Genomic DNA, 10488 nt, shown 5'->3' with positions numbered 1-10488 from the left:
TTCAGCCCATTTTAGTCCCTTTAAGCCACCATCAGAAACCGCTTGCGCAGACTCATCAGGGTAAAGGCTCGCCGTTGGAAGTGAGTCACGTTGACACGCATGTTGGAACTCATAATGTCGAGACGATTGTACGACTGTAACCGGCAATACGTAGCCGTAACAAGCTCATGTTAGGTCAAATGAGTTGGACGGTCAACAGTTTTACGCGGAATTATGCCGCATAATTATGCAAACCGAGTATCCAGCGCACTTGGGGTCCTGTGTCCCCGATACCCAGGGACGGCGGGTGCCCATTATGTACCCTGCCGCAGCGCCCAAATCTAACCAGCCAAACCGTCCGTCGGCAGGTGCTGGCCGTCCCCCTAACCGTCTCCCGGCCATCTAGTGGCCGTCTAGTGGCCGTCTAGTGGCCGTCTAGTAGCCGTCCAGCGGCCGTCCGGCGGCCTTCAATAACTCCTGTAGCCGCGAACGTTAGTTCGCGCCGCCCACGCAGTGTGCGCCGACTGAAATCCGCTCACCCCACTTGCTTGACCTCCAAGCGGGCAGGATGCCCGCGCGCCGGTCTGGGGGAATTTCGTGCGGCCCATGAAATGTCCGGGGGTGGGCGCGTGAGGAGTTCACGCAGACAACCAGCCGGCAGATCGAAAAGTCCTCCTTCCCGGAACCCGGTTGGCACAGGCGTTACTTCGTCTTCAGCCGTATCATCACCGGGAAATGGTCTGAGGCGACGCCCGCCAAACCATTGGTCACAATGCGGACCTCGCCCAGTTTATCCTTCATGGAACGGGTGACGACTATGTGATCAATCATCTCGCGAAATCCCGTCCGCCAATAGCCGTGAAAGGAATACTGGCTTCCTCCCGTCAGCGGCCGGGTCGCCAGGATCAGCCCGTCTTTCTCGGGGCCAACAAGGTTGGCCAGGGCGTCGCCGCCGGCCTCGGGTTCGAAGGCATCCATGCCCAGGGAGTCATTCATGTCGCCCAGCAGTATCACGTCGCTGGGCCCCGCCTTTTCCAGTTCCTTGATGATCTCGTGCGTGCGGCGCGCCTCGCGGTTCCGCCATTGGGTGTCGGCAATCTTCTTCTGCCGCAGCTCGCGAGCTTCCCGGCCTTTCCTCTCCGCGGCCGTGCCCATGCCCGGCTCCGGGGTGGCGACAGGCCCCGGGTTCTTGCTCTTCATGTGGGTGAGGCCCACCCACAATCTGTACCCGCCCGGCGTCTGCACTTTGACGAATACCGGCCCGCGGGCGAAGAGCCTCGAGCCGCGGTCATTGCCGACCGGGTCCGGTTCGAGGTGGTATTGATCCCGGCGCTCGAGAAGCTTGAAGCCCGGTTTCATCAGCAGGTCCAGGTTCTGTTGCCGGTCCGTGTTGCTGGGGAACTGGATGGCGGTCGCATAGGCGCCATTGAGCCAGCGGCGATTGAAGTAGTTCAGGTCCGACTGGCCGCACCCCTCCTCGATCACCAGAATGTCCGGGTTGAACTTCGGTTCGAGGATGACCTGGGCCGTTTCCCAGTTGTCCTCGTCGTTCTTCTTGCGCAGTTCACTCAGGATTTCCTTGCCGGCGGGCTCCCGGGCAATCGGCTGGTCCTCGAGTTGGTGGGCCAGGAAGTGGTTTTTGAAGTGCTCGATGTTGTAGGTGGCCAGCGTAATCTCCTCCGCGCGCACCGCCAGGGCGCCCAGCGCAACCACCATGATCGTGAAAATCTGTTTCATAGCAATGATCCCGGGTAAATGCCGTATTCGACGGCGGTTTCCAAGGGACTTAAGGGCCGCTCAGGCTAAACGTGCCGAACACCGATCCCGTCTCTTCGCCAAAATAGGCAGTGCCGCTCATCGCCCCGGCAGTGCTGGTTTTGAAGTCCAGCAGCAGCGTCATCGGAACCACTCCCGAGTACTGGATTGGCCATAGCGAACCCCCGTAGGGTTCCTGGTCCCAGACATAAAGGACCGTTCCGGGGGCACCCCCCGCCCAGGTGTATGTCCCCCCCCCGCTCGAATTGAAGATGATTGTGATTAACCCCGGCCCTACCGTGAAATTGAGCGTGAGAGTGCGTCCATACAAGGTTTCGGGGGCAACCGAGGTGTACTGGACCTGGGCCATGCGGAAAAACTTCCGCGGCGCGTCCTTCGCGCGATACAGGGTATTGGTCCCTGGTGTGGCGCTTTCAATCCCGAGATACTCCGCCGTCCAGGCGCTCAGGTTGGTCGAGGAGTAAAGCCGGTTCTCGGCAAACGGCCGGTTCGTGAAGCCCAGGCTGACCTGCCCCGTGCGGTTGGTGATCCGCAGGAACTGGTTGGTCACCAACGGCAATCTGTGGGCATGGATGTTGAAAGCCTGCGCGGCGGCCCCCACCCGGCGGATGTTGACCTGCTGGATGACCACGTCAGTGAGTGGCTTGTCGTTCGCGCCGGTGGCGACGTGGTTGATGGCGTAAACCACATTGGAGCCAGACACCACCCGGCCGAAGATAGTGTAATTGTTGTTCCCGTAACCGTAAGGCGCGACTGTGATGAAAAACTGCGAGCCGTCGGAATTGGGACCGGAATTGGCCATCGCCAGCACGCCATAGCTGTCAAAGACCAGGTTCGTGTTGAACTCATCCGGGAAGTAGTAACCCGGCCCGTCCGTGCCCTGGCCATTCGGAGAGCCGCCCTGATTCATGAACCCGGCAATCACCCGGTGGAACGTCAGGCCGTTGTAAAACGCATTGGTGCGCGCTCGGCCCGTCGGCAAATCCAGCCAGGCGCGCTCGCCCGTAGCCAACCCGACGAAATTGGCGACCGTCCTGGGCGCGTTGGTGTAATCCAGCTGGCAGGTAAAGCTGCCCAGGCTCGTGGTGAAATCTGCGTAAATCCCGTTCGGCTGGCCGGCGGCGATCAGAGCGGACAAACCCAGAACCACCAGCGTCGCCGAACGCGCCACCATCCGGCGAACATATTCAACGTTCATTGGCAACCAGTGTTCAATAACTGCTAACTGTTCCATGCCTTTGCGGCAATCCCGTGGACTCGAAAACGGCGCCGCGCGCAGGCCTGGCATTCCGGCAGAATACCAGAGAAGCCCCCGGCCTCAATCAATTAATTTGCACCGGAGCAATGCCAATGCCCGCGCCCGGTGGCTCAACTCGTTCTTGACCGCCTCCTCCAGTTCCCCAAAGGTGCGGCTGTGCCCCGTCGGGATAAAGAGCGGGTCATAGCCAAAGCCTCCTTGCCCCCGCGGCGCAAATCCAATCCGCCCTTCGCAGGTGCCTTCGAACAGCTCCGTTCGCAACTCCGCTTCGTCCGCGTAGCACACCGGCGAAGCGCCGCCGCGTTCCGCGCCCGGCGCGGGGGTCAGCGCCATCACGCAGCGAAACCGCGCCGTCCGCTTGTCAGCCGGCACCTCCGCCAGCAAGCGCAGCAGCTTGGCGTTGTTGTCGGCGGTCGAGGAGTTGCCCGCTACGCCGGTGTCCAGCGCCGCAAATCGCGCCGAATGAATCCCCGGCGCGCCGCCCAGGGCATCTACTTCCAGGCCTGAATCGTCCGCCAGCACGTGTAATTCGCCGTCTGGCGCGCCGCCTCGCGCGCCGTGGGTTTCCGCCAGCCACTTCGCCAGTGCCACCGCCTTCTTGGTCGCGTTGCCGGCAAAGGTCCCGGCGTCCTCAACCACCTCCGGCGGATTTGAAAGGTCATTCAGCGTCAGGTACCGGATATGCTCCCCGAGAATCGCTCGTATCTCTTGCACCTTATGCCGGTTGCGCGTCGCTATCACCAATATCACCATGTGAGTCCAGACTAGGGGTGAGTCGGCCAATAATAAAGCTCCGAACGTGCGAAGCGGGTAAATTTCCGGGTCCATGGCACCGCAATCCATCAATTTAGCCCCCTGTTCCTGGACCGGATAGCAGCCCCGGTGCGACTACGCTGTGACACCCGTTATAGCCCGGTGTGGTTCCCATGGGGCCCGACCCCCATGGGAACCACACCGTAGCCTAGCCGGATTGGCACCGTCCCAAAGCCGTCGCTGGCGGGGGCGTGGGGTGCCTCGGGCTTGGGGGAGGCCGCCTCGGCGAGGCGGCCAAACGGTGGCGCTTCCGGCGAAAGGGCCCTACCAGGCCGAGGGATTGCTGAGTGGTGAATTCTTCCATTGTCTGCATGCCTTCTTTGCGCAATATTCCCGCCCCTATGGCGTCCGGACGCAGACAATACCCGTTTCACCTGATCGAACCCAAATGGCAAAACCGCTGGGATCAGCAGCAGGCCTTTCGTGCATGGAACCCGGGAGAAACTGTGCCCGCAAACCATCCGTTCGCCCGGCGCCACAGTAATGCCCGGCCGGAGCAACTGCCCAAGTTCTACATACTCGACATGTTCCCCTACCCGTCCGGGGCGGGACTGCATGTCGGCCACCCGGAAGGCTATACCGCGACGGACATCCTCGCCCGTTACCGCCGCGCGCTCGGCTACAACGTCCTCCATCCCATCGGTTGGGATGCCTTCGGCCTGCCCGCCGAGCAATACGCCATCAAAACCCGCCAGCATCCGCGCCGGACCACCGAGCAGAACATCGCGACCTTCAAGCGCCAGATCAAGAGCCTCGGCTTCAGCTACGACTGGTGCCGGGAAGTTGACACCACTGACCCACAGTATTTCCGCTGGACGCAGTGGATCTTCCTCCAACTCTACAACTCGTGGTTCAATCCCCGGACCAACAAGGCCGAACCCATCGCAACCCTCCCCTGCCCTCCGGAGCTCGAAAGTAGGGCAGGCGTCCCGCCTGCCGGTCCAGCGGGCGTCCCGCCCGCGGACCTTGAATCGAGGCGCCGCGCCTACCGCGACTCCAGGCGCCTGGCCTACGTCACCGAGGCCCCCGTCTGGTGGTGCCAACAGCTCGGCACCGTGCTGGCCAACGAGGAGGTCGTGGACGGGAAGAGCGAAGTGGGCGGTTTTCCCGTCACTCGCAAGCCGATGCGCCAGTGGATGCTGCGCATCACCGCCTACGCCGAGCGCCTTTTGGAGGACCTGAACACCATTGACTGGAGCGATTCGCTCAAGGAAATGCAGCGCAACTGGATCGGGCGTTCCGAAGGCGCGGAGGTGGACTTCCTCGTCGCTGGCTCCACGGAGGTCATCCGCGTGTTCACAACCCGCCCGGACACGCTGTTCGGCGCGACTTACATGGTGTTGGCGCCCGAACACCGGCTGGTGGACGCCATCACCACCCCGGCACAGCGGCAGGCGGTGGAGGCATACAAGGCTGAGGTTGCCAAGAAGAGCGACCTCGAACGCACGGAACTGGCCAAGGAGAAGACCGGCGTCCCCACCGGCGCCTATGCCATTAACCCCGTAAACGGGGAGAAGATACCCATCTGGATCGCCGACTACGTTCTCATCAGCTACGGCACCGGCGCCATCATGGCCGTGCCGGGGCACGACACGCGCGATTTCGAGTTCGCCACCAGGTTCAACCTGCCCATCGTCCAGGTCGTCGAACCGCCGCCGGGCACAGACTGGCGCGGCTACGTCGAGGACGGCATCTCGGTAAACTCGGCCGGCCCCGATATCGCCATCAGCGGTCTGCCGACCCCCGAGGCCAAGCGCAAGATCACCGCCTGGCTGGAATCGAAACAGCTCGGCAAGCAGACCATCAACTACAAGCTCCGCGACTGGCTCTTCAGCCGCCAGCGCTACTGGGGCGAGCCCTTTCCCATCATCTGGAAGATCGGGTCAAACGGGCAGCCCTATCACGAAGCCCTGCCCGAATCCGCCTTGCCCTTGTTGCCGCCCGCCCTCGACGACTACAAACCCACACCCGACGGCCAGCCACCCCTGGCTCGCGCGAAGGACTGGGTCAACCTCCCCGATGGCTCAACGCGGGAGACCAATACCATGCCGCAATGGGCCGGCAGTTGCTGGTATTACCTCCGCTACCTGGACGCTCGAAACGATAGGGCTATGTGCGCCTCCGACGCGGAGCGTTACTGGATGGGTAGCCGCGTACCTGAGTCCGCGCTGACCAGTTCTGCCCAGCAGAGTGCGCCGACTGACGTCGGCACCTACACGCCGCAGGGCGTGGACCTCTACGTCGGAGGCACCGAACATGCCGTGCTGCACTTACTCTACGCCCGCTTCTGGCATAAGGTGCTCTACGACCTCGGCCATGTGTCCACGCCTGAGCCCTTCTACAAGCTGGTGAACCAGGGCCTGATCCTCGGCGAGGACGGCCAGAAAATGTCCAAGTCACGCGGCAACGTCATCAACCCCGATGACATCCTCGTCGAGTACGGCGCCGACGCCTTCCGGCTCTATGAGATGTTCATGGGGCCCCTGGAAATGGTCAAGCCCTGGAGCACCAAGGGTGTGGAAGGCGTCTATCGTTTCCTCGGCCGCGCCTGGCGCTTGTTCGTGGACGAGCAGAGCGAGACCGACTTCGAGCAGGGCCTGACCGCCGAGCCGCAGCGGGGGCTGGAGCTGCTGGAGAACATCCGCCTCGCCTCCAGCATCACCGACAGCCAGCCCGCCGCAGCCCAGCTTAAGGCGCTCCACGCCTGCATCAAAAAGGTGACCGAGGACCTGGACGGCCTCCGCTTTAACACTGCCATCTCCGCCCTCATGGTCTTTGTCAATGAAGCAATGACCTGGGAAACAAAGCCGGTCTCCGTCCTGAGCGAGTTCCTGATCCTCCTCCAACCCTTCGCGCCACACCTGGCCGAAGAACTCTGGGCCAAGCTCCACTCAACCCGCAGCACGCAACACTCCTTGACCCTCGCCTATGCTCCGTGGCCCAGGTTCGACCCCGCCCTCCTCATCGAGGACACGCTCGAAATCCCCGTCCAGGTGAACGGCAAGCTCCGTGACGTCATCAAAATGCCCGCCAGTGCTTCCCAGGCCGACCTCGAGGCTGCCGCCAGAGCTTCGGACAAGGCGAAGCCCTTCCTGGAAGGCAAGACGATCAGGAAAGTCATCGTCCTGCCGAAGAAACTGGTAAACATCGTGGCGACCTGAGCCCTGAAGCCAGCCGTCCGCAGGCGCTGCACGGGCAGGGCCGCCCGCGGATTCGGATTGGATTATGCGATTGTAAAACTAACCGCTCCCTACTATATTCCCGCGCGTGCATCGCTTGACCAAACAGGAGCAAATGGTGCTATGCATTGTTCTGGCCTTGCTCCTGGCCGGTTGGGCTGTAAAGACGTATCGAACAGCGCACCCGCCGGTTCAAGCGACCGAAGTGTCACAACCGTAACATGCAAGAAGTCACATTCGAACAGGCGTTAGCCAAAATTGAAGCCAAAGACTCTCGCTACCCGCGGGATGCGTACTTCTTTATCCGCGAAGCCCTGGATTACACCCAGAAGAACATTGCCAAGGACGCGCGCGGTCGTATCCGCCATGTCACGGGCCAGGAATTGCTGGCCGGCATACGCTCGTTTGCCCTCGAGCAGTTCGGGCCGATGGCCAAGACAGTGCTCGAAGAATGGGGCATTCGTCGCTGCCTGGATTTCGGCGAGATCGTCTTCAACATGGTTGAGGTGGACTGGCTGGCGAAGACTAAGACCGACAGCCGTGCCGACTTCGAGAACGGCTACGACTTCGACGAGGCATTCGTCAAACCCTTCCTGCCCGGGAGCAAGCAAACCGTTCACTCCCCGAAGGCCAAGCCTTAGCGCCGCGGCGGGATGCCCCATAACCCACCCAGCTCGGACGCTATCCCCGCCATCCCGCCGGGCGTGACGCTGACCACGCTCGACAACGGGCTGACCATCATCGTGCGTGAGGACCATAGCGCGGCGGTCGTCTCGGCCCAGGCCTGGTGCATGGCCGGCAGCATTCACGAGGGCAAGTGGCTGGGCGCGGGACTCTCCCACGTGCTGGAGCACATGCTCTTCAAGGGCACCACCAAGCGCCCCGGCAGTCGCATTGACCAGGAAGTGCAGGAGGCGGGCGGCTACATGAACGCCTACACCTCCTTCGACCGCACCGTGTTCCATATTGACGTGCCCAACACCGGCGCCAAGGTCGCCCTCGACGTCCTGTGCGACATCATGCAGAACGCTACCCTGCCGCCGGATGAGCTGGCCAGGGAGCAGCAAGTCATCCTGCGCGAAATGGACATGAACACCGACGACCCCGGCCGCCGCGCCGGCCGCCGCTTGTTCGAGACCGCTTACACCCGCAGCCCGTATCGCCTCACCGTCATTGGCTACCCGGACATCTTCAACGAACTCAAGCCCGACGACATCCGCGGCTACTACCACGAGAACTACGCCCCCAACAACGTCTTCTACGTCGTGGCGGGCGATGTAAAACCGGACGAGGTAGTCGCCCAAATCCGCGCGGCCTACTCACAGACCAAAGCCCGCGCCCTGCCGCCCAAAGTGCTGCCCGAGGAACCCAGGCAGACCGCCCCGCGCGAGGTGATCGAGGAAGCCCCCATCGAGCTTGGCCACTTCCACGTCGCCTGGCACATCCCCGAACTCCGGCACCCGGACGTGCCGGCCCTCGACGTGCTGGCCGCCTTGCTCGGGCATGGCCGCAGCTCCCGCCTCTACCAGTCGGTGCGCGAGCAGAAGGGCCTCGTCCACTCCGTAGACGCCTGGACCTACAGCCCCGGCCAGCCCGGCTTGTTTGGCCTGAGCGCCATGGTGGACCCGGACAAGTTCGCCCCGGCACGCAACGCCCTGCTGGACGAAGTCGAAAAGATGAAGGCGGTTTCTGTCCCCGCCAACGAGCTGAACAAAGCGGTCAAGCAATTCATCTCCGGCACGCTCGCCGCCCGCAAGACCATGCAAGGCCAGGCGCAAGACCTCGGCGGCAGCTGGCTCGCGGCCAGCGACCTGAATTTCTCCGAACGCTACCTGGCTGCCGTCAAGCGCGTCACTCCCGATGACCTTCAGCGCGTTGCCTGCGATTACCTCACCCCGGAAAACCGGACGCTCTACTCGCTCCTGCCCGAGGGGACCGCGCCCAGGCCGGTCGCCGCCAGCGAGACCTTCCGCGAGCATCCCGTGCAGAAGATCGAGCTCGCCAACGGCCTGCGCCTGCTCGTAAAGGAAGACCACCGCCTGCCGTTCGTCGAATTCCGCGCTGTGTTCAAAGGCGGGGTGCTGGCCGAAACCGCCGACAACAACGGTCTCACCCAGCTCACCGGCAAACTGCTGCTCAAAGGCACTGCGCGCCGTTCCGCCGAGGACATCGCCCGCGAAATCGAATCCGTCGGTGGCAGCATTGACAGCTACGGCGGCAACAACAGCTTCGGCGTCAATGCCGAGGTCCTGAGCGGCGACTTCTCAACCGGACTGGACCTCCTGGCCGACGCGCTGCTGAACCCCGCCTTCCCCGCCCCGGCGCTGGAGCGTGAGCGCGAGGTCCAGTTGGCCGCCATACGCGACCAGAAGGACCACCTGCTCCACAGCGCCTCACTGGCCATGCGCCGCGCCTTGTTCGGCCCCACCGGTTACGGCCTGGACGCCCTTGGCAGCGAGTCCAGCGTGCAGAACATCCAGGTCGCCGACCTCAGATCCTTCCACGCCCAATTCGCCCGCCCCAATAACTGCGTCCTCGCCATCTACGGCGACATCCAGACCGCCCAAGTCAAAGCCGCCGTCGAAAAGTCCTTCGCGTCCTGGCAAGCCAGTTCCCTGGCAGCGGAACAAGCGCGCCCTTCGCCCCTCGCTCCTCTCACCTCTCCGCGCCGCGTCAGCGAAACCCGCGACAAGAAGCAAGCGGTTCTCGTCATTGGCTACCAGGGCACAACCGTCCGCGACGCCGACCGTTACGCGCTGGACCTCCTGCACGAAGCCTGCAGCGACCTTGGCTCGCGCCTTTTCCTGCGCATCCGTGAGAAGCTTGGCCTGGCCTATTACGTTGGCGCGCAAAATGTCGTCGGCCTCGCCCCCGGCTACTTTGCCTTTTACGCCGGCACCGCGCCCGAAAAGGCCGCCCTGGTGGAAGCTGAACTCCTCAAAGAAGCCGACCTCCTGCGCGCCGAAGGGCTCACCGCCGAAGAACTCAAGCGCGCCAAGGCCAAGATCATCGGCCAGCGAAAGATCGCCCGCCAGGACCTCGGCAGCTTCGCGACAACCACCGCCCTGGACGAACTTTACGGCCTCGGCTACGCCTACACCGATACCGAAGACGCCCTTTACGAAGCGGTTACCCTCGACCAGCTCAAAGTCATCGCGCAGAAATACCTCCTGCCCAACGCGCTGGTCATCTCCCTCGTCCAGCCTGATTCTCAGTCCGGCTCGACCTCGTCGTCGTAATCGCAGCCGGAGCACACCGCCCGGGCCAAGGCCAGTGGCGCCCGCACCCGCTCCCCGCACGCGGAGGACAAACCGGAAGGTCGGGCCGCCTCCACTTAATCTCGCGTTGCGGGACCGTCGTGCGCACAATATTCCACAACACAGCTCGAAAAGGCACTTTATGGCTGGGATTGCTCGTGGCGGAGCCGAAAGCACTGTGGGACGGATGCTGGACAAGCTCCGGCATCGAGACCTGGCGGTGCGC

The 10488-nt window shown here is 62.9% G+C and carries 6 protein-coding genes; 3 read left to right on the top strand and 3 right to left on the bottom strand.

The window, feature by feature from the left end; translation table 11 throughout:
• Positions 1–681: 681 nt before the first annotated feature.
• From P5205_14310 to P5205_14300, 3 genes are all read right to left on the bottom strand, one after another.
• Positions 682–1716 carry an endonuclease/exonuclease/phosphatase family protein gene (locus tag P5205_14310; protein ID HSA11536.1) on the bottom strand — a complete coding sequence of 345 codons (1035 nt, stop codon included), beginning with the start codon at positions 1714–1716 and terminating at the stop codon, positions 682–684.
• Between the two features lie 49 nt (positions 1717–1765).
• The gene (locus tag P5205_14305) at positions 1766–2953 is read right to left on the bottom strand and encodes a peptidylprolyl isomerase (protein HSA11535.1); all 1188 of its coding nucleotides are present in this window, start codon (positions 2951–2953) and stop codon (positions 1766–1768) included.
• Between the two features lie 120 nt (positions 2954–3073).
• Positions 3074–3841, bottom strand: coding sequence for a non-canonical purine NTP pyrophosphatase (locus tag P5205_14300; GenBank protein HSA11534.1), 768 nt, complete (start codon positions 3839–3841; stop codon positions 3074–3076).
• Between the two features lie 326 nt (positions 3842–4167).
• On the opposite strand from P5205_14300, the gene P5205_14295 reads away from it, so the two are divergent.
• The 3 genes from P5205_14295 (at position 4168) to P5205_14285 (ending at position 10244) form a co-directional block, all read left to right on the top strand.
• Positions 4168–6987, top strand: a complete 2820-nt coding sequence (locus P5205_14295; GenBank protein HSA11533.1) for a class I tRNA ligase family protein — start codon at positions 4168–4170, stop codon at positions 6985–6987.
• A 239-nt stretch (positions 6988–7226) separates the two neighbouring features.
• On the top strand, positions 7227–7646 hold the full coding sequence (locus P5205_14290; protein ID HSA11532.1) for a hypothetical protein: 420 nt from the start codon (positions 7227–7229) through the stop codon (positions 7644–7646).
• Between the two features lie 12 nt (positions 7647–7658).
• Positions 7659–10244, top strand: coding sequence for a pitrilysin family protein (locus tag P5205_14285; GenBank protein HSA11531.1), 2586 nt, complete (start codon positions 7659–7661; stop codon positions 10242–10244).
• Positions 10245–10488 lie beyond the last annotated feature (244 nt).

The sequence above is a fragment of the Candidatus Paceibacterota bacterium genome, from assembly GCA_035452965.1.
In the GTDB taxonomy this organism is placed as follows: Bacteria; Verrucomicrobiota; Verrucomicrobiia; order Limisphaerales; family UBA8199; genus UBA8199.
The sequence above is the reverse complement of the archived record's forward strand: the minus strand, read 5'-3'. Positions and strand labels throughout refer to the sequence as shown.

What these genes read in the sequence shown, in the direction of transcription:
- P5205_14310 (HSA11536.1), bottom strand. Translation starts at nt 1,716, where the DNA reads ATGAAACAGATTTTCACGATCATGGTGGTTGCGCTGGGCGCCCTGGCG.
- P5205_14305 (HSA11535.1), bottom strand. Translation starts at nt 2,953, where the DNA reads ATGAACGTTGAATATGTTCGCCGGATGGTGGCGCGTTCGGCGACGCTG.
- P5205_14300 (HSA11534.1), bottom strand. Translation starts at nt 3,841, where the DNA reads ATGGACCCGGAAATTTACCCGCTTCGCACGTTCGGAGCTTTATTATTG.
- P5205_14295 (HSA11533.1), top strand. Translation starts at nt 4,168, where the DNA reads ATGGCGTCCGGACGCAGACAATACCCGTTTCACCTGATCGAACCCAAA.
- P5205_14290 (HSA11532.1), top strand. Translation starts at nt 7,227, where the DNA reads ATGCAAGAAGTCACATTCGAACAGGCGTTAGCCAAAATTGAAGCCAAA.
- P5205_14285 (HSA11531.1), top strand. Translation starts at nt 7,659, where the DNA reads ATGCCCCATAACCCACCCAGCTCGGACGCTATCCCCGCCATCCCGCCG.